The organism is Clostridium aquiflavi (assembly GCF_031344075.1).
Taxonomy (GTDB): Bacteria; Bacillota; Clostridia; order Clostridiales; family Clostridiaceae; genus Clostridium; species Clostridium aquiflavi.
This window is the reverse complement of sequence record NZ_JAVJAN010000005.1, coordinates 56,190-81,230: the sequence shown is the minus strand read 5'-3', so window position 1 is coordinate 81,230 and position 25,041 is coordinate 56,190. Positions and strand designations below refer to the sequence as shown.

At 27.8% G+C, this 25,041-nt stretch carries 24 protein-coding genes; 6 read left to right on the top strand and 18 right to left on the bottom strand.

Annotated elements, in window-relative coordinates; all coding sequences use genetic code 11:
* Positions 1-26 precede the first annotated feature (26 nt).
* The 5 genes from RGC78_RS02795 to RGC78_RS02775 form a co-directional block, all read right to left on the bottom strand.
* Positions 27-1,193: an HNH endonuclease domain-containing protein gene (locus RGC78_RS02795; protein ID WP_309555990.1), complete on the bottom strand. Its 1,167-nt coding sequence runs from the start codon at positions 1,191-1,193 to the stop codon at positions 27-29.
* A gap of 258 nt (positions 1,194-1,451) precedes the next feature.
* A complete protein-coding gene (locus RGC78_RS02790; protein ID WP_252223901.1) occupies positions 1,452-1,775 on the bottom strand; it encodes a nucleoside triphosphate pyrophosphohydrolase in 324 nt (107 codons plus the stop codon).
* Between the two features lie 138 nt (positions 1,776-1,913).
* Positions 1,914-2,975: a hypothetical protein gene (locus tag RGC78_RS02785; RefSeq protein ID WP_309555988.1), complete on the bottom strand. Its 1,062-nt coding sequence runs from the start codon at positions 2,973-2,975 to the stop codon at positions 1,914-1,916.
* A gap of 184 nt (positions 2,976-3,159) precedes the next feature.
* Complete coding sequence (locus RGC78_RS02780; protein WP_309555987.1) at positions 3,160-4,299, bottom strand: AlbA family DNA-binding domain-containing protein; 1,140 nt, start codon at positions 4,297-4,299, stop codon at positions 3,160-3,162.
* 181 nt (positions 4,300-4,480) lie between these two features.
* Positions 4,481-4,696: a hypothetical protein gene (locus RGC78_RS02775; protein ID WP_434062227.1), complete on the bottom strand. Its 216-nt coding sequence runs from the start codon at positions 4,694-4,696 to the stop codon at positions 4,481-4,483.
* Between the two features lie 161 nt (positions 4,697-4,857).
* On the opposite strand from RGC78_RS02775, the gene RGC78_RS02770 reads away from it, so the two are divergent.
* Positions 4,858-5,709, top strand: a complete 852-nt coding sequence (locus tag RGC78_RS02770) for an aldo/keto reductase (RefSeq protein ID WP_252215564.1) — start codon at positions 4,858-4,860, stop codon at positions 5,707-5,709.
* A gap of 388 nt (positions 5,710-6,097) precedes the next feature.
* Here the strand turns inward: RGC78_RS02770 and RGC78_RS02765 are convergent, their stop codons facing one another.
* From RGC78_RS02765 to RGC78_RS02735, 7 genes are all read right to left on the bottom strand, one after another.
* Complete coding sequence (locus RGC78_RS02765) at positions 6,098-6,823, bottom strand: zinc dependent phospholipase C family protein (protein WP_309555986.1); 726 nt, start codon at positions 6,821-6,823, stop codon at positions 6,098-6,100.
* Between the two features lie 106 nt (positions 6,824-6,929).
* A complete protein-coding gene (locus RGC78_RS02760) occupies positions 6,930-7,562 on the bottom strand; it encodes an ankyrin repeat domain-containing protein (RefSeq protein ID WP_252223893.1) in 633 nt (210 codons plus the stop codon).
* Positions 7,563-7,831: 269 nt separating this feature from the next.
* Positions 7,832-8,440: a nucleotidyltransferase family protein gene (locus tag RGC78_RS02755; RefSeq protein ID WP_309555985.1), complete on the bottom strand. Its 609-nt coding sequence runs from the start codon at positions 8,438-8,440 to the stop codon at positions 7,832-7,834.
* A gap of 128 nt (positions 8,441-8,568) precedes the next feature.
* Positions 8,569-11,124: a selenium-dependent xanthine dehydrogenase gene (gene xdh / locus RGC78_RS02750; protein ID WP_309555984.1), complete on the bottom strand. Its 2,556-nt coding sequence runs from the start codon at positions 11,122-11,124 to the stop codon at positions 8,569-8,571.
* A gap of 108 nt (positions 11,125-11,232) precedes the next feature.
* The gene (locus RGC78_RS02745) at positions 11,233-12,162 is read right to left on the bottom strand and encodes an NTP transferase domain-containing protein (RefSeq protein WP_252215549.1); all 930 of its coding nucleotides are present in this window, start codon (positions 12,160-12,162) and stop codon (positions 11,233-11,235) included.
* A 233-nt stretch (positions 12,163-12,395) separates the two neighbouring features.
* On the bottom strand, positions 12,396-14,147 hold the full coding sequence (locus RGC78_RS02740; protein ID WP_252223889.1) for an ABC transporter ATP-binding protein: 1,752 nt from the start codon (positions 14,145-14,147) through the stop codon (positions 12,396-12,398).
* Positions 14,132-15,895: an ABC transporter ATP-binding protein gene (locus tag RGC78_RS02735; RefSeq protein ID WP_252223888.1), complete on the bottom strand. Its 1,764-nt coding sequence runs from the start codon at positions 15,893-15,895 to the stop codon at positions 14,132-14,134. The genes RGC78_RS02740 and RGC78_RS02735 overlap by 16 nt, the downstream gene beginning before the upstream one ends.
* A gap of 273 nt (positions 15,896-16,168) precedes the next feature.
* Between RGC78_RS02735 and RGC78_RS02730 the strand changes: the two genes are divergently transcribed.
* From RGC78_RS02730 to RGC78_RS02715, 4 genes are all read left to right on the top strand, one after another.
* Complete coding sequence (locus RGC78_RS02730; RefSeq protein ID WP_252215542.1) at positions 16,169-16,750, top strand: TetR/AcrR family transcriptional regulator; 582 nt, start codon at positions 16,169-16,171, stop codon at positions 16,748-16,750.
* 165 nt (positions 16,751-16,915) lie between these two features.
* Entirely contained in the window at positions 16,916-17,380 is a 465-nt protein-coding gene (greA, locus tag RGC78_RS02725) for a transcription elongation factor GreA (RefSeq protein WP_252215540.1), read from the top strand.
* Positions 17,381-17,630: 250 nt separating this feature from the next.
* Positions 17,631-18,176: a DUF4489 domain-containing protein gene (locus RGC78_RS02720; protein WP_252215538.1), complete on the top strand. Its 546-nt coding sequence runs from the start codon at positions 17,631-17,633 to the stop codon at positions 18,174-18,176.
* Positions 18,177-18,346: 170 nt separating this feature from the next.
* Positions 18,347-19,018, top strand: coding sequence for a hypothetical protein (locus RGC78_RS02715; RefSeq protein WP_252215536.1), 672 nt, complete (start codon positions 18,347-18,349; stop codon positions 19,016-19,018).
* A gap of 42 nt (positions 19,019-19,060) precedes the next feature.
* Here the strand turns inward: RGC78_RS02715 and fliB are convergent, their stop codons facing one another.
* On the bottom strand, positions 19,061-20,281 hold the full coding sequence (gene fliB / locus RGC78_RS02710) for a flagellin lysine-N-methylase (RefSeq protein WP_252223886.1): 1,221 nt from the start codon (positions 20,279-20,281) through the stop codon (positions 19,061-19,063).
* A 23-nt stretch (positions 20,282-20,304) separates the two neighbouring features.
* Complete coding sequence (locus RGC78_RS02705; protein WP_252223884.1) at positions 20,305-20,784, bottom strand: hypothetical protein; 480 nt, start codon at positions 20,782-20,784, stop codon at positions 20,305-20,307.
* A gap of 297 nt (positions 20,785-21,081) precedes the next feature.
* On the opposite strand from RGC78_RS02705, the gene RGC78_RS02700 reads away from it, so the two are divergent.
* Positions 21,082-21,396: a hypothetical protein gene (locus RGC78_RS02700; RefSeq protein ID WP_252215527.1), complete on the top strand. Its 315-nt coding sequence runs from the start codon at positions 21,082-21,084 to the stop codon at positions 21,394-21,396.
* Positions 21,397-21,652: 256 nt separating this feature from the next.
* On the opposite strand, the gene RGC78_RS02695 is transcribed toward RGC78_RS02700, so the two are convergent.
* The 4 genes from RGC78_RS02695 to ctfA form a co-directional block, all read right to left on the bottom strand.
* Positions 21,653-22,468, bottom strand: a complete 816-nt coding sequence (locus tag RGC78_RS02695; protein ID WP_252215524.1) for an alpha/beta fold hydrolase — start codon at positions 22,466-22,468, stop codon at positions 21,653-21,655.
* Between the two features lie 259 nt (positions 22,469-22,727).
* Positions 22,728-23,342 carry a DUF3267 domain-containing protein gene (locus RGC78_RS02690; protein ID WP_252223880.1) on the bottom strand — a complete coding sequence of 205 codons (615 nt, stop codon included), beginning with the start codon at positions 23,340-23,342 and terminating at the stop codon, positions 22,728-22,730.
* A gap of 374 nt (positions 23,343-23,716) precedes the next feature.
* Positions 23,717-24,382, bottom strand: a complete 666-nt coding sequence (locus RGC78_RS02685; RefSeq protein WP_252223877.1) for a 3-oxoacid CoA-transferase subunit B — start codon at positions 24,380-24,382, stop codon at positions 23,717-23,719.
* A complete protein-coding gene (gene ctfA / locus RGC78_RS02680) occupies positions 24,383-25,036 on the bottom strand; it encodes a butyrate--acetoacetate CoA-transferase subunit A (RefSeq protein ID WP_252223874.1) in 654 nt (217 codons plus the stop codon).
* Between the last annotated feature and the right edge of the window lie 5 nt (positions 25,037-25,041).

Here is a 25,041-nt window from a genome sequence, read left to right as displayed (position 1 = left end):
TTTTATGATACCTATTTTATATTCTCTCAAATCAATTCCCCCACAATACAAAACCCCTGATTTACAGCAATATTATAAACTGGCATGACTTCTTTCTTTATCATCTTATAAAATTCTTCAATAGTCTTTTCTTCTTTAAATTTCTTAGCATCTTCTATTCTTAATAATTCTCTATACTCTTCAATTTGGTTATTTCTTTTTTTATCTACTACAAAAGAAAAGGCTTTATATTGCAAATCGCAGAACTTATCTATATATTTATCATAATTTAATAAGTTATCACTTTTTTTGCTGTTTATGTTCTTAAATGTAGGTACCAAGTTCCATATTTGATCATGAAGTACAAAACTCCAAGGTATAAAATGATCCATGCTTAGAATACCATACTCATTATAATTTTCCTTTGTAAATTCTAATCCTGTATAAATATCATTAATATGATTAGTTTCTATTATCTCTTTCCAAATCTTTGTTTGAGCTGTAAGATTTCTTTTCTTTGGAGCTTCTAGTTTCATTGCTATTCCTGGTACATTAAGATTTCTTTTTTGAAGGAAAATTACAAGCTTATAATATGCCCATCCTTGAAGAATTCTATAATTATTCTTTAAATAATTACACCAATTTTCTCTGATTTTGATTCGTTTTTTACTATCTCCATCTATATAAATTTCATAAACACACTTTTTATCTTCTTTTGAAAGTTCTTCAATTATCTTTTCAACCTTTGATCTTTCTCCACGGGTATGTTCTCTAAAAAATGGTGATAAAAATCTATATGGCACATTATAAGTTAAATCCTTAAGCATCTTACTTAATATTTTATCTTCACAATTATATATAAAATCTAATAATTTCTTTTCATCATAATTACTTCCTAAGCAATATGTATCCTCAATATAATTAACTACTTTAACTAAATTATCACACAAACCAAAACTAAGCTTGTACTTAAGTATTGGATACCAAGCAAAAGCTACCATTCTACTTATAAGTTTTTTAAAATCTATATCAAAATTATCAAGTTGTGTTTCTTCTAATAAAGCTAAAAGCCAATACATTTTATATGTAGCAGACATTTTATTATCATCTAACACTGCTGAAAACATTCTATAATCAACTTCATTACTATAAGGTATAAAGCTTATTTCTTTAGGTAATATTATGCCTTCTTTTTCTATGTAAATCTTATTCATTAAAATTCTCCCTATGTACATTTTACTTTCATGAATATTTTACCATAAATATCAAATTTAATTATAAAAAAATAAGAGCCTGAAATTAATCAAGCTCTTTCATATTCTTAATAAGCTAACAGTTTGTTCCTAATTCACATATTTTAATACCTCCTTAAAATCTTCTTCACTGTTAATTTCACCATTGTCATATTTTTCTCTTAATCACACTAAAAACGCTATTCAATATTCCAATTCAAACTTTAATTACATACCTTTTTATTTACTAACACCTTTTAGTAAAATTCCTTTTTCAAAGCCTCCACGTTCAACTTTCTTTTTATGTCTAGCCTTTAAAAGATCTTCTTCACTATATCCTAAAGAATTAGCAAGTCCGAATATTACTTCTATTACATCTGCTAATTCCTCTAAATTTTTATCTTCAATAAATTCATTAACTTCTTCTTGAAGCTTCATTTCTAAAAGTTTATATTTTTCTTCTTTAGATGCAATTTCTATTTTGCATTTTTTATTATCTCTTTCTATAATTTCAGGTATTCTATCTCTTACAAGTTTATTATATTCTTTATAATTTTTCCCCATATATAAAACTTTCCTCTCCAAATGTACTTTTATGAATATTTTACCATAAATATCACATTTAATTACAAAAAATAAGAGCCTACATTACATAGACTCCTTTTCATAAATAATAAAAGTTATGTACAATTTTATTATTAATTATGTTTGTTGATAATTAATTCCAACCATCTTACAATCTTCACATATGTAGAAATACATTGTTCCATCATAAAAATTAATTGAATCGCTCTGAATCTGAGCTAAATATTTCATTTTCTTCTTGCAGCATGGGCATTCTAAATGAATACAGTCATTAACAAAATTTCCTCTTCCACCTATTGTAATTAAATCTTCACTAAAAGAACCATAATATTTACTTACTTTCTCTTTTGATAAAGTAAAATGCTTTGAACTCACTTCTTCTATTTCATCATCGTCATCACATTCATAGCCTTCAAATGGCATAAGTTCACTTCCACCATCCAAATCAAATTTACAGAATTCATCTTCATATGGAAGACAGTTTAAACATACCTTTATATTTATCTTTCCTTTTAAATTAATAAATTTTAACCTTTCATCATTTCCATCAATAGAGAAAATATCTACAAGCCTTGAATTGCATTCAGAACATCTTTCATCACTTATTGCTCCTACAATAACAGCTTCATCACTAATTTCTTCATCTTCAAACATAACATAACAATCATCATAAGCTAAGTTTATTTTTTTCTTGTTTTCATCAAATGTCCATCCTCCACATTCTGCATATACAGATGGATTAACATATAATTTTTCTCTCCACTTTGGAGGATTATTTTCAAATTCATAGAAAGCATTTAAAACAACATCATCACATATTATCGCAAGACATTCTAATAATTTATTAGCAGTTAATGACTGTTCCGTATTCTTTAATCTTTCAATAAGCTTGCCTCTAACTTTTTCTGATGCATCCTTATACAGTTCCTTTGGATAATATACTTCATTATTACAAGCAGCCTCTGCAATTTCAGAGGTATCTGCATTTGTATAGCTAATTATATTTTTAGCTTTATCAATATACTCATCATCTTTAATATTATTAATTATTTCTTTAATTTGAATATTAATTTCTTCATCTGATAATGATTCATAAGCTTCTCTTTCCAATTTTGACTGACAATTTAGACATACACCTTGAACATATTTTTCTCTTCCACATATAGGACATTCATACATTCCTATTCCCCACCCATCTTTATAATTAACATATCTATTTTACCATATTCTATGTAAATACTTATTATTTAAGACTTGAAAATATAGATTATGCTTAACTTCAAAAAAATAAGAGCCCATATTACATAGACTCTTTCATATTTACTCATTATAATCCTGTAATTATATCCAATTTTAGATAATGTTAACATCCAGGAAGGATTACTTTAAAACTATGCTCAATTCTTGAATTTATAAACTTAACTTTCCCTCTATTTTTAAAGGCATTTGTTATTCGTTTAAACCCTTGCCCATTATTTAAAAATCTCTTTTCGTCATCTAAAGTTGTGAGTTTTTCATAAAGCCATATATTTCTTTTATTATAATGTATTCTTTCACTTTTACTATTTTCATCTATAAGTTCTCCAGGGCTTGAAACAATAACATTATTTTTTTCTATGGTAACTTCAATGATTCTATTTAAATCAAAATATTCTCTGTAAAGAACAGCATTTTTTATTGCTTCTGTTATAGCTGAACATGGATAATCACATTTAATTATTTCTGATAGTTTCTTTTCTGCCTTATCTATCATAGTCAAAAGATTCCCTTGAATAATATAAACATCACCATAATCATTGTTTAAGTTGTCCACAATTTTTATCATATTATTAGGAATACAAAGATAATTATCATCTGAAAAAACAAGAAGTCCTCCATATGTGCATATAAGCTCACTTCCATCCCTTTCTTGTGCCGCTATCCCAGATGAAAGAAGCAAAAACTCTTTATTTTCATCATTCATTTCAATTCCTTTATGATTAAAATATTTTTTTACAAGCTCCATATTAAGCATATCTATTTTGCTATTAATAAGAGGGCACGTTTCAATTGTCAAACTCAAGTTTTGCTCTAAAAGCGTTATAATTTCTTGTTTCCTCATAACATCAGTTGTTGAACCTCTTCTTATATAAAAAGCTCCATTTTCTCTAATCTGATAAGGCTTTTGTCCACCATCATAAATTGTTATTATTCCAATTTTTTTATTGTCTATATAAATGAAATCAACTTTCAAAGGTATAGGAGGCTCACACCTTGAAGTTATAATCTGCTGAATCTGTTCTTCTGTGAACAAATCTTCTTTTCCAACGCCCATTATCTTCTTTGTTTTATCCTGTATTCCAACTATGATATATCCACGTCCATATCCAGTATTGGCAATTGCACATATATCTTTTGACATTTCCTTCTTTCCACTATCGCTCACAAGATCAAGTTTCAATTTATAATCTAATTTTATTCCTTCTTCTCTCTTTAACAATGACATGAATTTTCTTTTATCCATAAACCCCTCCACCTAAATATTAAAATCCCCATTAATAAAATATATTTTTTTAAGGTCTTTAATATTTTACACCCCTGGGGTCCATAAAATTCCAACTACATTATAATTATATTTTTATCTACTATATATTTCTATTCCATATTTATCAATTTGTTCTTTTACTTCTAAATTCAAAGAATCACTAAACAAAATGTCTGAAGAATAAATTCCAAGTTAAATCTTTTAACATTTCATATTTTTTTATTATTGAATCCCTATACACTTCTTTTGTTATATCATCTGGATTTTCAATAGCATTAAAATTATCTCTAATATTCTTTAGATGTGTTAACATTCTATAAGCATAATTATATGTTAAGTTAATTGATTCTCCATACTTATTTAGTATTCCACTCATTACATATCTCCTTACATGATAGGTTATCTTATATTTAATTGTACATATTATTTAATGTTAATTCAATATTTACACACCACAGTATACAAAAAATTAGCTGAATGACTTAAACTTATTCTAATATACATATATAGTGATAGATTAAATAAGGAGGCTTTACCATGCAAAACGTAACTTTGAATAACGGCGTTGAAATGCCTATCCTGGGATTTGGTGTTTATCAAATTGAAGATACTGCTCAATGTGAGCAAGCTGTCTATGATGCACTTATGACTGGCTATCGTTCCATTGATACTGCATCAGTTTATATGAATGAGAAAGCTGTAGGTCGCGCCATCAAGCGTAGTCACATCCCTCGTAAAGAACTTTTTATCACTACGAAACTCTGGATTCAAGATGCCGGTTATAATAATACAAAAAAAGCATTTTCACAATCCCTAAAACGCCTGCAGCTAGACTATATTGATTTATATCTTATACATCAGCCATTTGGAGATATATATGGTTCATGGCGTGCTATGGAAGAACTATATCAAGAAGGTAAGATTCGTGCCATCGGTGTAAGTAACTTTCAGCCAGATCGTTTGGTCGATTTAATTATTCATAATAGGATTATTCCAGCTGTTAATCAAGTGGAAACAAACCCTTTCTGTCAGCAGGTTGAAAGTGCCATGCTAATGAAAGAAAACGGAGTGCAAATCGAATCTTGGGCTCCATTTGCAGAAGGACACAACAATATATTTAAGAATGATGTTCTAGTAACACTTGCTGAAAAATACAACAAATCAGTAGCGCAAATTGTTCTTCGTTGGCTAATACAACGTGGTGTAGTTGCTATTCCTAAATCTGTTCATAAAGAACGAATTATTGAGAATTTCAATATCTTCGATTTTGAATTAAGCAGCAATGATATGGAGAAAATTGCAATGCTGGATACAAAAGAAAGTTGTTTTTTCTCTCATAGTGATCCGAAAATGGTGAAATTGTTTAGTGAAGTTAAATATGACGTCTAACTTGCTTATCTAAAAAGAGTGTATCTACTTTTTAAAATTTATTTATAAAGATGAATAACGTAAACTTCTTCCGTGAATAATAAAAAATAAAGTAAGGTGGTGATGTTAATGGGTAATTCTCAATACAACAAGAACAAGAACGATAAGAGTAATACTGACAAAAATAAAAATAACAATAACAAAGATAAAGGCAACAATAAAGTAAAATAAAATATTGCATATATACTTTGTAAGTAGAAAAAATCTACTTATAACAGTAATAAAAGTGACAACAAATCTATTTTTCAAATGAAATGGGCTGTATCAAAATAAATTTGATACAGCCCATTTCTGATATTACTCCATTATTGATATTGTGCAAAATTACCATTCTTATTAAACGTAAGAGTTATAATAATTTTCTATTACATTGTTTGATTTCTTGTATATCTTTATGGAACTTAAACATCAAACCAGCAGTAGTAGCTTGAGCCATTGTTAAAACCTTTGAAGTAATTATATGAAACCTAACTTGCCTATTTTGCACATGGATATTCTTTCTGTATATATTTATGGCTTCTTTGCTATTAAAATCAATATACTGTTTTAAGGAATTAAAATATATTCCCCCTTCTTCTATTTTAAACTCATCATGATGTGTATGGGTTCTAATTACCCAATTCTCATAACTTTTATGATTATTTAATAAGTGAACATTAGCATGCTGAGGGACTGTCAAGTCTTGAATCAAATGACAAGCAGCACCTAAATAGAACATTGAATCTTTAATGTTGCCATGAGAATATTCATTTAATGATCTAGTATAGTAAGATATACATTCTCTTTTTGCATCACTACTACCGTATAATCCCTTGTTCCTATGTGGATTATAAAAATGATTACTGCTTTTTAAATCCTGATCAGCCCAAACTACTCCAGCATTAATATCACTTATATATGATTTCATAAGTTTATAAGCTTTCATATGTCCATCATTTTTTAATACTATTAAAGACTGAGTATTTATAAATTTATGAACTATACACTCAGCTTTCATTATTCTCTTCTTTACAGGATTTACAGTTTTCAGCATTTTTTTAAATATGTATGAATATAATTTTTCTAAAATTTTCATAATCATCATCCCTATAAATATATATTTATAATCTTAATTATTATAAACATATATTTAACTATTATTCATGTGGCATGTGATTAAATATTTTTTTATATTTTATAAATTAAAGTCTTATCTTTCCTCCATATTTTATTAATATATCTTTAATAGAATCATTTTGGCACAGATATAATGGAGTATGTCCTGCATTATTTTTTGAATTTATATTCAAGCCAAGGGAGATAAGAATTTTTAGAAAATCTTCGAAAGTTTCAGTATTACAATTTAAATAATCATTATGTAAAAGAGTATTTTTATATTTATCAGTATGTTTGATGTCTGCTCCATATTTAACAAGAAGGTTCAAAAGTTCTATAGAATAACTAAAGCTACAGCAAAAAATTGGAGTTTTACCTGCTATATTTTCAGCATTAACTTCAGCTCCTCTATCTAATAATAATTTAACAATTTCAATTTTAGGTGTTGTTCTTGCACATATTCTATGCAAAGGTGTTTCTTTAAAGTAACTTTGATGACTGTTGATATCTGCACCATTATTAATTAAAAATTCTATTACTTCGAAATAATTATTTTCACAATTATCTATGGCAAAATTAAGTAGGCTCTTATCATCACATTTTGCATTAACATTACCTACATTCTTTATAAAAGCTTTAAGTTCATCCAAATTTCCCTCTTCTATTATTGTTGAAATAGGTTTTGGCCTTGAACCAAATAAAATATCATAAATTTTCATTGAAAATTTCCTCCTAATATTTAATATTATAAATTAATTATAATATGTTTTTATCGGTCTTTTTATATTTTTCTTCATTTATTATATACAAATTTTTATATTAATATGATTTACCATTATTATTCTTATTAAAACAACACTATATTTTAACTGAATGTTGATATTGTAGTATAAAGCTCATGGACAGAGGAATCTACTTATCTCATAAATTAAAAATTCCCAACAATACTTACATTAAAAGTATTGTTGAGAATTTTAATGATGAAAGATTAACAACCCTCCATATAGTTTACCAATCTATTATAGTCTTCAGCTGTATCTGCATCTAATGTGCATCCAATGTCTTTAACAGGAACTGTTGCTATCTGATTTTTAAATTTTTTCCATATTTCTCTAAGACCACCTTGTGCATTAAACTTAAGTATATAATCTATACATTTTGATGAAATCAAAGGAGGATGTTTTTTATATCCATCAATAGTTGGGAAGGAAACCAGAGCATGTGTTCTGCACATGGTTTCTTTTACTGCAAGAAAAGTTTTGATATTAATGGCTGGCATATCCCCTGGAAGAAGATAAAATGCATCACAATTATCTAATGCTGATATTCCAATTTTAACAGATGTTAGCATGTCAGTTTCTGCATATTTTTCATTGTGTATAAATAGTAATCGTGAAGAATCATATTTATTATGAAGTAAAGATTCAATCTCTTTAGCTCTATGTCCTAATACCACAACCACTTTATTTACACCAGCATTAAACATACTATCAATACTATTTTCAATAATAGTTTTTCCTTTCAATTTCAAGAGTGGTTTAAACGCTTTCATTCGACTAGATAAACCCGCAGCTAGTATTACTCCATTTATATTCATTCAACTATCTCACTTTCATTAATAAATATAGTATTACAATGATTATATATTGCAAATTTAAATGTGCAAAAAAAGGATACACAGTTCTTGGATTTATTGAATAATTGTTATTGCAACATATATATTTTTTACTTTTTATAAAATGTATCTCTTAATGGGAAATGAGTACGGAATTTACCATCTAATCTATAATAAGCATGTGCACAAGCAGGCGCTGTTGGAATTAAACATAATTCTCCACAACCTTTTGCCCCATAAGTTTCAGGAATTTTCCCTTTAGCTTGTACCAGAATAACTTCAAGTTCAGGAGCATCCTTTGCTCTTATAAGTCCTAATGTACCTAGTTTTGTCTTAGGATATCCTCCTTCAACTTTAAATTCTTCTGTCAAAGCATAGCCTAATCCCATAACCATACCACCTTCAATTTGTCCTTCAACAGACTGAATATTAACTGCTGTTCCAACATCAAATCCTGCAACTGCTTTTACAACTTTTCCTTCTTCATTAAGAACCACAACCTGAGCTCCATAACTATAACTTACATGACTAATGGGATTATCTTTTATAGCTCCCATTGGGTCTGTCTTTGCAGAATACTCTCCAAAAAATTCTCTACCTTCTAAATCTTCTAATGTTAATCCCTTATCTAGTTCTGCTTTTAATTTTTCAGATACTCTTCTTACAGCTTCACCTGTTACTACAGTTTGTCTTGAAGCAGTACTAGTTCCTGAATTAGGTGTACGAACAGTATCTGGTCTTTCATGTATAGTAAGAGCAGGATCTAATCCCGTTGTTTCACACAACACAGTAGTACACATTTGTGCAATTCCTTGTCCCATACAAGCTGCAGAAGTTCTAATATGAACTTTACCATTTTCTATAGATAAAATACAACGACCAATATCCTTATGTCCTACACCAGTTCCACTGTTTTTCCATCCTATAGCAATACCTGCATATGGATTTGATTCATATACATCCTTAACAGCTTCCAAGCATTCTGCAATTGCAACGCTTTCATCAGCTATCTGACCATTTGGTAATACTTGACCTGGACGAATTGCATTACGATAACGGATTTCCCATGGTGAAATACCTACCATTTCTGCTAAAAGGTTAATATTACTTTCAGTAGCAAAACAACTTTGTGCTGCTCCAAAACCTCTGAATGCTCCGCTAACAACATTGTTAGTATAAACTGACATTCCAAGTATATCCATATTTTGATAATTGTATGGTCCGCCTGCATGAGTACATGCTCTTTCTAATACTGGTCCACCAAGAGATGCATATGCACCTGTATCAGCAATAATAACAGCTTTCATGGCAGTTAAATAACCATTTTCATCACAAGCAGTTGTCATTTCTATTCCCATTGGATGACGTTTAGTATGATAATTTAAGCTTTCTTGTCTTGAGAATTTTACTTTTACTGGTTTTTTAGTATACCATGCCATTAATGCTGCGTGGTGTTGAACACTCATATCTTCTTTACCACCAAAGCCTCCTCCAACAAGTTGAGCATGAGAATGTACTTTTTCCATTGGAATTTGAAGCATAGTTGAAATTTCACGTTGTTCATCATAAACAGATTGTGAACTAGTATATAACAAAAGACCATCTTCTCCTTCAGGCATAGCAATTGCACATTCTGGCTCCATAAACCCATGCTCCTGACATGGTGTCTGATACTTTCTTGTTACAACATATTTAGAATTTTTAATTGCCTCAGCTGCATTACCACGTTGAAGCATAGCTCGACTCATAATATTTCCATCAGAATGAATTAAAGGTGCATCTGACCTTAAAGCATCTGTTGGAGAAGTAACAGGTTCCAGTTCTGTGTAATCGACTTCAATAAGTGCGCAAACTTCTTCAAGTTTGTCTTTATGATAAGTTGCTACTAATGCTAGTGCATCTCCTATATATCTAGTTGTTTCACCTTCAGCAATCAGTACATCCCAATCTTGCTTTATATGTCCAATACGTTTGTTTGGAACATCCTTTGCTAATAAAATTTTCACACAATCTGGATGAGCTTCAGCTTTACTTATATCAATTTTATTTATAATAGCCCTTGGATATTTAGAATGAACTGCTCTTGCATAAATCATTCCAGGCAATTCAATATCATCTACAAAAATTCCTGTTCCATTTACTTTTTCAGTTGCATCAACACGTTTAAATCTTTGTGCCATCTTTAATTCAGTTGGGTTAGGTGCAATTTGAATATTATTTCTAAAATATTCTGCTGCCATTAAAATCGCTTCTTCAATTTTCTTATAGCCTGTACAACGACAAATATTACCATTAATTGCTTTCTTCACATCTAATCTTGTTGGATTAAGATTAACATCTAATAGAGCTTTTGCACAAATCACCATTCCTGGAATACAGAAACCACATTGAACTGCGCCTGCTTCTGCAAAACAATGCTCATAAACTTCTTTTTCTCTAGGACTTAATCCTTCTACAGTTAAGATCTTTTTTCCTTCAAATTTTGATACTTTTTGTATACAAGCTTTTACTGCTTTTCCATCAACTAATACAGTACATGTCCCACATGCACCTTCACTACAACCATCTTTTGCAGAAGTGATTCTCAAATCATCTCTTAAAAAAGATAGTAATGGCTTGTCTATTTGAGAAAATACATCTTTACCATTAATATTTAATTTAAACATAAATACCCTCCTATTTAGAATAATTTAGCAAATTATCTTACAATTATTATAAAACGGAGGATATTTTCCTTCAAATTCTTTGTGAAAAGAACTCGTTTATATAAGATTTTAAAATAGTCGTTCAAATTCGTCCTTTGCATACTGGCGAACATTCTCTTCAAACTGCTGATATTTTTTTAAAAATTCTAAACCTTCTTTTGTTAAACAAGTTTTTCCACCTTTACTGCCACCATGTTTTCTTTCAACCACTGCATAACCTAGTTCTTCTTCCAACTGGTTTAGCATATTCCATGCTTTACTATAAGACAATGCCATGTGCCTACATGCACCTCGTACAGAATTCTTATCATTAATCAAGATTAAGAGTAATTTTGCTCTTGAATCAAAGAATGAGGATTCTTTTTCTATACTAATTTTAACAAAAGGATGTAGTATACGTTGATTATGTTTTATTAAAAGTTGGTCTAATTGATCAATATAATCTGTATCATAGATAATACCTTCATCTTCTACATCTATCCATTCTCTTGTAACCCCAATATTTTTAATAGCTCCTCGCATTCCTATATTTCCATCATATTTTAGAATTCTAGGAATCAATTCAGAAGATATCAAAAGTGGATGTCCAGATTTCCCATGATACGATGGTGAAACCAATCCTTTACCACATTCTATCATAGTTTGAAGGGTCTCTGTTGTAAACATTGGAATACTTACTGGAGTAAATATTACCTGATCACATTTATTCTGTAAAAAATCTAATCCTATCTTTGCAGAATCAAATTTCCTTGAATTTTCATACTGATTGTTTTTCAAAAATATAACACCATAATTAGCTAAATCACGTTCAATTTCCTCAGCTTTATATCCGGTGATTATCACAATTGGTGAAATAGAAGCCCCCTGAAGAGTTAAAACAATCCTTTTTATTATAGTAATAGAACCAATTTTTAATAGTGGATCAGAACTAATTCTTTTTGATGATTTTCCAGCAGCAACAATTATTCCACCTGTTGTTTTCTTCTCATTTTTTCTCATATCTACTATACCTCTTACTCTACTTAAGTAATATTATCTTATTTGTAAACTACTCTTTACTTACTTCATTAAAAATCTGACTTATAATGCTTAATATTAGCACTTTAGATTCCATATTAATTTTATACATTATTTCCTTAGTTTTCAACCAACTTCCATCTTTAATAGTTCTATATACTCTTCAATCTAGTTATTTATTTTACTATCTATTAGAAATATGAATTTAATGAATTTTAATTTAACTTCCAATTACCTGCTTTCTCTCTTACTTCCCAAAACTTTTTATATACCCCTTTTTCTTTAATTAACTCATCATGTATTCCTTTTTGCACAATCTGTCCATTTTCCATGACTAAAATTTGATTTGCTTCTTTAATTGTAGATAATCTATGAGCTATAACAATAAGAGTTTTGTTTCTGACTAATTCACTAATAGCTTGTTGTATATAAAATTCATTTTCAGGATCAATGCTAGATGTTGCTTCATCTAATAAAACAATAGACGCATCCTTTAATATAGCACGCGCAATTGATATTCTTTGTTTTTCTCCACCAGAAAGAGATGAACCACCTTCTCCAATAATAGTATCAAATCCATCAGGCAAATTTTTTATAAATTCATAGCACCTTGCCTTTTTAGCAGCTTCTTCTATTTCTTGCATTGAGGCATTATATTTTCCAAGCCTTATATTATTAGCAATAGTATCATTAAATAAATATACGTTTTGAAAAACTATAGTGATATGTTTTAATATAGAATCACAAGTCATATTCTTTATATTAACTCTACCAATTTTAATACTACCTTTTTCTACATCCCAAAATCTTGCAATTAGTCTTGTTATAGTAGTTTTTCCGCAACCTGAATGTCCAACAATAGCTGTCATGCTTTTTTCTGGAATATGAAAAGATACATTATTTATTACTGTTTCATTATCGTTGTACCCAAAGCTTACATTTTTGAAATCTATGTTAAAAGAACTTAAATTTATGTCTTTTGTATTTTCATCAATAAGAGGAAATTTTTTTATATTTTCTATTTTATTTAAAGAAATCTCTAACATTCTAGTTAATCCTGTAATACTACCTAATGCTTCAACTGGTGTATAAATACTAAAAATAGCCACTAAAATAACAATCATTTTAATAATAGATAATTTTCCATTTAAAACTAAATAAGGTGATAAAAATAGAATTATTCCACAGGCTATTTTTAGTGATAAAGAAAATAAAGTATTTAATGGAATAAATTTTAATTCTAGATTGCAATTAGCCCTGCTATATTCATCAAAAGATGATTTTATTCTGCTATTACTATTATTGGAAAGGTTAAATAATTTAAATATTGAAATGCCTTGTATATATTCAAGAACAGAAGATACGACTTTTACTTGTGCTTCTTTTTGAGTTTTTGTAAGCTCTAGAGCCTTCTTTTGCATTAGGTTTAAGATCAAGATTGCTAAAAATAATCCTGTTAAAAATACAAATCCTATTTTCCAATCAAATATTATCATGGCTATACATGTAACAAATACATTAATTATTGAATTAACCATTTTATCTAAGATAAATGGAGCCTGCTTTTCAACAAATTGCATATCTGATGTGACAGTATTAGTTAATTCTCCTAGATTGTTTTGATTAAAGAATCCCATAGGAACTCTTTTTAATTTTTCTCCCATATCTAGACGTTCTTTTGCAATCATTTGATATCCTGTATGTCCTTGTAATCTATAAGTTGTAAATTTACAAATTATCCTACCAACAATTCCAACTAATAAAATAATAGTACATTTTATTATCACATTTATTTCAATCATTGGTTCTATAGAATTCTTTATATTAATTCCTTTAAAAAAGTAGAATATTGCAATCAATGGAAATGATTCAAATATCCCATCAATAAAGCTATAGATAAAACTTTTCTTAATATTTGAAGACATATTCCCAGATAACTTTATAATTTGTTTTAATGTTGTAAACATTGTTTGCCCTCCTTTACACTCCAAGATTTTGAACCTATATGAGCTTCCCACATATCCCTATAAAGAACAGAAGTTTTTAACAATTCATTATGATTGCCTTCACTTACAATTCTTCCTTTATCAAATAAAATAATTTTATTTGCATTTACTATTGTTGATAATCTATGAGCGATTACAATAAGGGTTTTGTTTTTTGTTAAATTATTTATAGATTTTTGGATTATTTCTTCATTCTCTGGATCTGTAAATGCTGTTGCTTCATCTAAAATTACAATTGGAGCATCTTTTATCATCGCTCTTGCAATTGCAATTCTTTGACGTTCTCCACCTGAAAGTAATTCACCAGCATCACCAACTTTAGTTTCAAATCCTTTAGGTAATTTTGATATAAAATCTAAGCATCCAGCATTTTTAGCAGCAGATTCTATTTCATCATCTGTTGCAATTTTATTACCAATTCTTATATTTTCTCTTATGGTCATATCAAATAAGAAATTTTCTTGAGAAACAAAGCTTATTTTATCCATTAATTGTTTAAGTGGAATATTTTTTATATTCTCTCCCCCAACCATAATGTTGCCTTCATTCACATCCCAAAATCTTGCAATCAATTTTGCAATAGTTGATTTTCCAGCTCCAGATGGACCAACAAAAGCTGTCATTGTCTTTGGTTTTATTTTAAAAGAAATATCATGTAATACTACTTCTTCTTCATATCCAAAATTCACATGATTAAATTCAATACTCTCATCTTTAAAGTCTATATTTTCTAAATTTTGTTGTAACTCTTTTGTAGAAAGTATTTCTTTTAATTTACTGTCAGTAAAAATAATTGTTGGAATATTATCTGTAAACTCAATTAATTTCATGATTGGCGGAGCAATTCCTAATGATAAAATCATACCTATTATAAAAGTTGAAAGTTCAATCTTATTATATCTTAGAAGAGTAGCTCCTATAGGTAAGACAAAAGCAATACTAGCTGGCATTATTATATTATATGCACTTAAATAAGGCCAACAATGAGAAAACCATTTTGTCATTACATCTCTAAAATGTATTACAGAATTGCTGAATTTTTCTATAGAAGATAAAGTTTGATTAAATGCTTTTATAACTTCCATACCATTAATGTATTCAACTGTACTTGAATTTAAAAGAGCTTTTCCCTGATTAAATTCCTTAAATATTTCCATGGCACCACCTTTCATCATAATAGCATAGATTATAAAACTAATAATTATTGGTACTAAACTTGCTAAAGCTAAACGCCAATCTACAATAAATAGATAAGTGATTATAGCAATAAACCCTAATAAATTTGAGCTTATTTCTGGAATTGCATGGGCTAATGGATATTCAAGTTGCTCCATATCATCAATAATAAGTTGCTTGTACTCACCAACTTTTTTCTTTTTTAATTCTCCCATAGACATAAAAGCTAATTTATCAACAATCTCATATCTAACAGCATTGATTGTGTTGTATGCTAATTTATGTGATATAGCAGTTGATAAGTTAAATAATATAATTTTTAAACAAAATCCAACTCCCCCTATTATTGATAAATAAATGATATTAGAAACCGTACCAGTTTTTAATATTATTACTGTAAGTATTTTTGTCACAATAAAATATGGGATTATTCCAAATATTACACTAAAAATAGATAATACAATTGAAAGTGCCATTTTTCCATTATACTTTTGTACAAATGAAAGAATCCCAGAATATTTTGTTTCTTCCATGTTTGTCCTCCTTTTTAATGACTATATTTATATTTTTGGTCATTTAACAATTTAACTATACCTCTAAATAATATTTTTATCAATAAAAATATTGAGAATAATTCTTAATTTTATATTTAGACACATTCAAAAAAATAATAAACCAGTATGCTCGTCTCTTTGATCTATTATTTTATTTCATGTGCCTTAATTGACATGTAAAACATACTATGATAACGTATTAAATGACTAATTTTAATTATATATTCATATATTCTAAGGAGTGAAAAAGTTATGCCATTAATTTTTGATGAAGAAACAAAAAAACATTTAAGGAAGCAAATGTTAGAGAATGGCTTTCAATTAATTAAACTTTATGGTTTAAAAAGAACAACTGTTGAAGATATAACAAAGAAATCAGGAGTCGCAAAAGGAACTTTTTATAATTTTTTTAAAAATAAAGAAGATTTTGTATATGAAATAATAATTTTTAAGAGAGATAAAGCAAAAGAGGAATTTCAAAATTTATTAGATGAATCTAAACAATTAAACAGAGCACAATTAAAAAAATATTTAGAAATATTAGTATTCGGTGATTATAACCTTTTTGTATATCTTAATGATGCTGAAATTGCTATGTTAAAAGCTCGCTGGCCACAAGAATACCTTATAAATGAAAAAAATGATGAGAATACTTCATTATGGATTTTAAAACACATTAATAATATTTCAGAAAATTGTAATTGGAAAGTTTTTTCAAATTATATTAAATCTATTGCCATAATCCAAGTTAATAAAGAGCAATTACATAAAGATGCATATAAAGAAACCTTAGAACATTTTATTAATAATATTTTAGATTATGTTTTTATATAAATTAAACCTTAAATCACATAAACTTCACATAATTTCATAAGAGTTTCTTTTAACAACCATCCTAAAATACCATGAAACTAATGTATACTAAATAAATTACCTTTTATTTTTATATATATATTATATAATAATATACATAATATATTTCTTGGGAGGTTTATTTTTATGAATAATCAATTAACAGAAGAAAATATGAAAAAATTAAGGGAAGAATTAGACTATAGGCTAACAGTAAAAAGAGCTGAAATAGCGAAGGAAAAATTAGTAGCTGCTGCACATGGAGATAGATCAGAAAATGCGGAATATAAAGAAGCTTGTGCTAATTATAGAGAAAATGATAATAGAATACAGTATTTAATGACTATGATTTCAACTGCAACTATAATAGATAGTGAAACTGTAGATAAATCAGTACTTGGAATTAATAGTAAAGCTAAAATAAAATTTATAGAGGATGAAGATGACGCTATTGTAACATTAGTAACTACTATGGATTTAGACCCTGAAGCTATGCGTATAAGCATAGAATCTGATTTAGGAAAAGCATTAACAGGTAAAAAGCAAGGAGATATAGTTGAAGTAAATGCTCCTGGAGAAAATTACAGAGTAGAAATTTTGGAAATCTTATAATAATTAATTGTTTTAGAATACTGTAAATAAAATAACATTATAATCTTTATTTAAATGAAATCTAAGTCCACTTACTTAGTTAATGTTAATTCTATATTTTATAGGTATAAGTGAACAAACTAAAAATAGTTGTAATATAACAACAAAAGAATAGAAATTTTATATTAAAATTATTTTTTGTAGAACTTTTATATCTATTTTCATATTATAAACTATAAACAAAATAATATGAATAAAAAAGGAGATACTAATGAAAATTATGGAAGAAAATTTAATGTCAGATTATAATTGTTATCCTAAAAAACAAAAACCATGTATATGTCAATGTGAATGTGTTCATCATGAAGGACAAGAACCTGGAAGAGCTATTTTAAAATGTGGTTGTAGCGGTTCAGCTCCAATTCCAGTAGTGAGTGCTAATACTTTAGGTACTGTTAAACCACTTCCTCTTGCTAATGTTAGCATCGATACTACTAATTTAAAAAATCCAACAACAGTTTTAACTTTTACTTGTGAAATACAATCTGTTCTTGACGTTTCTTTAAGATTAAACTTTTTAATTAAAAAAACTACTAAGAATGGATATTGTGAATATATTTGTGGAACTCATAGTTTCTCAGATGTTATAGAATTTGTTGGAATTCAAACTTTCTCATTCCAAGTTTGTGATAATTCACTATGTAACGACTGCGTAACTTATACTGTAGAATATGTTCCAATTGATTTCATTTTAAATCTTGGTGGTTCAATTAATAACGCTACTTTAACAGCACTTGCAGTAGAAAATTTATGCTAAATTTAATTTAAATCTAGTTCAAATAGTATATGTGGTTTGTCTCAAAATTAAAATAAATCACAATGAATATTATTAGATAGTTCTCTATCCTTACTATGTATTGTGTAAAAAGTATTTTGAGACAAACCCTATCATATATGTTTTATATCAATTTTTAAAAGAGGTATTAAATGAAAAATTGTGATTATATCAATTATGATTACTACGTACCTATGGGGAAACCAGGTTCGTTAATTGCTAAAATTCCAATAGTCTTAACTTATTTTGAATTTTCTTTCCCATTATATTTTAAACTTGAGCCTAATAATTATATTAACTTAAATGATAATAGTCGTAATAGTAATAGAGTTATTATAGATAAGATTTCATTAAATAAGAATAAACAGTTAATAATTAATGGTATTTTTATCAAAAAAATTAAATGCTCAGATATGTGTGACGCTGAATCATCAAATAAATGTACTACTATAAAAATATCTATAAACAAAGTCTTAAATATAAAATTTTTGCATAAACCTAATTTATCTACTAATAAAACAAATATTTTTAATAAACATAATATTAATCCTATAAAATATACTATAGAACATGTTAAAATATCTGATAGTTCTTATTCATCCCAAAATAACAATTCTATAAATAAAATTATTTTATCTATAAAACTTTACTTATCTCAAGTTCAAAGTGTATTCATTCCAGAGCCTGATGGTAATTTTGTACTACTAAATAAAAACTCTCCAAGCTTTAAATGTACTAATCCTAATTGTTCAGATCTGTATGTTGTAGGATTCAACAAAGATAAAGGCTTAATTGCCGATTATAATTATAATTTTTATAAATAAAGCTGCTGCAAAATTACAGTAGCTTTATTTATTGCAAAAAATTTATAATAATGTTTTTGCAAATTCTAAATTATCAAATTCTTTTCGTTTTATATGATTTAGTGTATCATCTAAATATGTCTTATGATGTTCTGTTGTTTTAGTGAATACTTGAATAAATTTAACTACATCATCTGGTGAATCAATTTTATTATTTAGATATCTACCTACTAAATAGAATCTTAAAAATGAATATCTTATTAACAGCATTATATATCCATCAAATACACTTTCTGTTTCTGAAAATGGGAATAAATTTTTATATATAAAATTAACTAAGTAATTTTCAAAAATATAACTATTAATATTTACGAATTTTTCAACATAAATCTTGAATGCATTTATATAAAACTCTGGATTATTCGTTGCATCTTTTATTTCATCAAATTTAAATCCAGCTATAAGTTCTTTAGTATACTCCTTAAAAGTCTTACTATCAATTTCTTTAAATACATTTAAATCATCTACCATCTTCTTAAAAAATGAAATTTGAATAATATAGTTCATATCATTTTTTTCATATGAATCATCAATTGAATTTATATTATATCCTTTTATAAATTTATGTACATTACTAAAATTATAATCAAGTTCTTCTTCTAACTTTTCTAAAAATTCTCCTAAAATATATAGTCTTTCACTTAAATCAAACTTTCTATTTTTTATTATCTTAATACTTAAATCTCTAATTTCCTTAAAATATTTTACAGGTGAATCCTTAAATTCTTTAGATTTTGTATCAATATCGCTTGATAAAATGTGTTTTCCTAAAGTTTCTTGACTCTCTTTAAATTCGATTCCCTCTTTTTTTAACAAAAGAATTCTTGCAGCTTCAGGACATGCCACATCAAGGGACATTTCATAATATCCATCTATTCTATTTGTAATTCTAGGGAACGATGTACATACATTTGAAAGATATTCTTCACCCAACTTAGAATGAATTACACAGTAATTTTCATCATCTAAAAATGGACATCTTTTTCCTTTTTTTAATTTTACTTTTCCATAATCTATATCATCACAACAATAACCAGTATTATTATGAACATTCTTTTGAAACATTTTTCTCATTTCTTGATCTTGAACTTTATAATATTGTTTAAATGTAGTTTTATCTATATCTACATCCCAGCCAATACAACAGCTATCTTCGCAGCTTCCACCTATGCACTTAAACTCTTTAAGATACATTGGATATCTCATCTTTATCTTTCTTTCCATTACTTTCTTCCTTATCTAATTTATTATTTAACTTTAATATTATATAATTTTATTGCCATACTTAATGTTTTATTCAGTTGCTTTACTTCCTTTAAAACTGGATCTAAAGAATCATAAACATTCTCTACAAATAAATCTATATGAAATCTTAATGTATTTCCAAGTTGTCTTCCATTTGGTGTTTGTGGTGGCAAAGCAAATGGTGTTAGTTGTATTTTAGTTTTATCTCTTGCATAATCTCTAACAAACCAAGCAATAAATTCTAATGCCTCTAAACCATCTTTTGACTTATCAATTGTGAATCTAAATTGTACAAGTAGTTCATTTTCAAATCCACCATTTGTTCTTAAAAGAGCTGCAATTGGCAAATGTGCATAATCTGCTGTTAATACTAAATCAGAATCTACACCTTCTAAGTCACAAACTCCACTTTCAATTGAATCAATTCCCGCAATATTATAGATAGTATCTTGAAAATTCTTAACATCTATTGGGTATTTCATAAAATTAACGCACCTCCCAACATGTATTACTTTTATAGCATAAGTATAGCATAAATATAAAAAGAAGCACTAATACTTCTAAATATTAATGCTACTCTACTATCTGTATTGTTTTAATTCTTCATTAATTATGAAATCGTCTTTTGCATTTATTGTAAATGGTACTGCATGTACAACACATTTATATTTATCACTCCATAAATGCGATGATATTTCCATCTATCATTATATAAATTTTCTCTTTTGTATATTTAAATATTTATATAGCCAAAATAACATTGAAAGGTGGTTTTACTAATGAAAAAATTTATTTCTATGCTTTTAATTTGTTTATCTTTATCATTTTGTATTTTTGCTCAATCAGCCTATGCCGTAAATATCTTTGATGAAGGAGTTTATAAAGCAGCTGATTTTAATTTTTCGTCTGAAAATAAGTATGTTGTTCAAAACATATCTGATAAAAGTAGTGTTTATATCGAAGTTTTTGATGAAAATCAGAATTTATTACAATCAATTCATTTATTACCCAAATCTGATAAATATAATTTAATTCCTTTAAAACCTGACTATAGAATTGTACTAGTGGGTAAAGGTAATGTCTTTATTTCTTAAAACTAAATTGTTCTTTTTTAATATTATGCTATAGAGTGGATTACCTATATAGTCCACTCATTTATTGTTTCCATGTGTTATGTATTAATCCAATATAAAAAATAAAATGTATCAACTAAGTGTGTGTTGCTACATTTTATCTTCCTTTTATATATTAAATTATTTATTATATATTTTAGCTACTTTTTTCGTATTGCTTTAATCTATTCATATTCAATTTCTACTATTCTAGGCAAATCAAGAGCTACAAAAAACTTTATTCTTCAATAAATTGTGCCAATTCTTCATTAAATTTATCACGTTGATCATAGAACAATCCATGGCCACTGTGTTCAAATGCTATAAGCTTGGAATTTTTAATACGTTGTCTTTGTGATTCAGCTAATGGGAATAGACAAACTTTGTCATGAATACCATGAAGAATTAAAGTTGGAACACTTATTTTCTCTAGATCAAAAAATAAGCTTTCTTCATCTAACCAAGAATTTGCAGTTGCAGCAGTAGCCCAGCCTGCTGCTTGTAGTCCTAATTGGAAGAACCATTCTGAAAAAGGCTTAGTTATATGCTGGAAGAAAAACATGTCTCCAAATCCTTGCAACATTTTAGGACGATCATTATACGTTCCTTGAATAATTTCATTTACAGCTTCTTTTTCTAAACCATATGGAAAATATGAACGTTTTATAAGACTAGGAGCTGCTGCTGCAAAAAGTGCAAGTTTAGACACTCCATATTCATTATGTCTGGCCATGTATCTAATAGCAATGGCTCCCCCAGTAGAATGTCCTGCTAATATAAAATTTTTTAAATTAAGTACTTCAACTACAGCTCGAACATCATCTGATAACCTATCGTAGCAATATCCTGTAAAAGGCTTGTCTGATTGTCCAAATCCTCTCTGATCTATGCCAATACATCGATATCCCATTTTAGGTAGCTGATTAAACTGATACTCAAACAGTTTATGACTTCCAGGCCACCCATGTAGAAATATGATTGTCTTTTTGCCCTCTGGATTAAGATCCTCTACATAAACTTTTACATCTGATTCTACTCTAACATAATATCCCATTCAAATACCTCTTTTAATAAAATTTCTTCATTATCAGCTTATTCTCTGTAGAACAAATAGGTGAATCACATATTTGATTTTAATATAATTTCGTTCAAGCATTTACTAACACAGTGATACATATCTCCATAATTTTCACTTCCACTTGGTGGATTATGAAGCAGTTAGCAATCATACACTCAAATTCCTGTGAATCTTTTTGTATTATATTATCAAACGAATATCCTACAATAATAACTAAGTTTTTTTATTTTCCAAACTACTTAAAATATGTTTCAAATCCATTATTTAAGACATAAGCTCCATTTGGGACTTGTGCTGTTATCAAACACATATTTAAGCAATCTACACATGAACCCATTGCATTCAATAAGCAAAGAAAAATTGTATACCCATTTAACCACCCAAGTGCATTTAAAACAAATGGTAATACAATAGATAAAAGTAAAAGTGGCATAATTGAAATAAGCAAAAATCTGCTTTTCTTTATTTTTTCAGAAGTGGCAACAAATCCGCAAATGCCATTTATTCCCCAATATGTTTTATCTGATTTTAAAACATTTGGAATAAAACAAGCATGTAAGAATTCATGTATTGTCATAAAAATAAAGATAACAGGGATAAATAATAATGTTACTAAATGTAATTCCAATGTAATATTGAATCCTTCATTGCTTTTTAAGAAATCTTGTAGTGGTGTATATAAGTTATAGAAAATAAACATTTCAATTGCGCCATTTATCAACATAAATGGTGTAGATAATAAAATAGTCCATGTAAAATTAGATGGTTCTTTTATTTTTTTCCAATTGTTTAATATAAGTTTTTCACTTAACGCCTTATCTGTATCTGGAAGTTTTTTTATGTATTTCATTTAAAGTAATTCCTTTCATTAACAGCTTGTCTATAATTCACTAAGTTATCTGTAATCTTTATTTAATTATATCATGTATTTAATACCAAATTATTCAATTCACAAAGAACATTTTTATCACTTATAATATCATGTATTTTGCCTCTATATTATGTAAATTGTTTATTTAGGATAATTATAACATATTATAAATATCACATTATTATATTGTTTTATCAACTCATTATTATAATAAAAGTATTCTGTAATAAACGTTCTATTCATATTGGATTTATGTCTAAATATATAAACATAAATCCAAACTAAATAGTGGATAATTTGTTTTTATATAAAATTATCTAAACTCTCATAAAAAAGCCATCATGCTATAAATTTTATACAGCCATACGTTTTATATCATCTGGAATAATTAAATTTGCTTCTGTTAAAGATTTAATTTCATCGATTGTTGTATAATCACTAATCTCCCTTAAAAATAATCCCTTATCTGTTACTTCAATTACACAAAATTCTGTAATAATTAAGTTTACTTGTGATTTTGCAGTTAATGGTAATCTACATTTTTTAAGAATTTTAGGTTTTCCCTTTCCAGTATGCTGCATGGCCACAATTACTTTTTTAGCACCTGTTACTAAATCCATAGCGCCCCCCATACCTGGTACCATTTTACCTGGAATAATCCAATTAGCTAGACTACCTTCCTCATCCACTTCTAAAGCTCCAAGTACAGTAACATCAACATGTCCACCTCTAATTAATGCAAAGGACATAGAACTATCAAAAAATGCTGCTTCTGGTAATGCTGTTACACATTGTCCACCTGCATTTATTATATTTGCATCTTCATGTCCTAATGTTGGTACTGCCCCCATTCCAATCATTCCATTTTCAGATTGAAAAAATACATTTTTGTCCTTTGGTACATAATTTGCAACCAATGTTGGAAGTCCTATTCCAAGATTTACAAGTTGTCCTTCCTTTAATTCCTTTGCAACTCTTTTTGCAATTATTTGTCTTGCCAATTTACTATCTGTAATCATTTAAATTGCCTCCTTTATTATATAATTTACTAATACACCTGGAGTCATTATATCTTCCCTATTTAATTCTTCAAATTTAACTAAATTTTCAGCTTCCATTATTACAGTATCAGCTGCCATTGCAATATAAGGATTAAAGTTTTTTGTAGTTCCTTTATAACAAGTGTTTCCGAATTCATCTACTATACTTCCCTTTACTAGTGAAACATCTGCTTTTAATGGAAGTTCTAATAAATATTCTTTATCATCAATTAAAATCTTACGTTTTCCCTTTTCTACAATTGTTCCTATTCCTGTTGATGTTAGTACTCCACCTAAACCAGAACCTGCCGCACGTATTCTTTCAATTAATGTTCCTTGTGGAGAAAGTTCCACTTCCATTTCACCACTATTCATTCTTCTCCCAGTCTCAGGATTTGTCCCTATATGAGAAGCTATTACCTTTTTTACCTGACCATTTACAACTAATTTACCTATGCCTTTATCTGGATATCCGGTATCGTTTCCTATTATAGTTAAATCTTTTACATTTAAATTTACCAACATATCAATTATGGTTTCAGGACTTCCACAATCTAAGAAACCACCAATCATAATTGTCATTCCATCTTTAAAAATAGACTTTAGATCTTCAAGCTTAACTATTTTATTCATGTTAA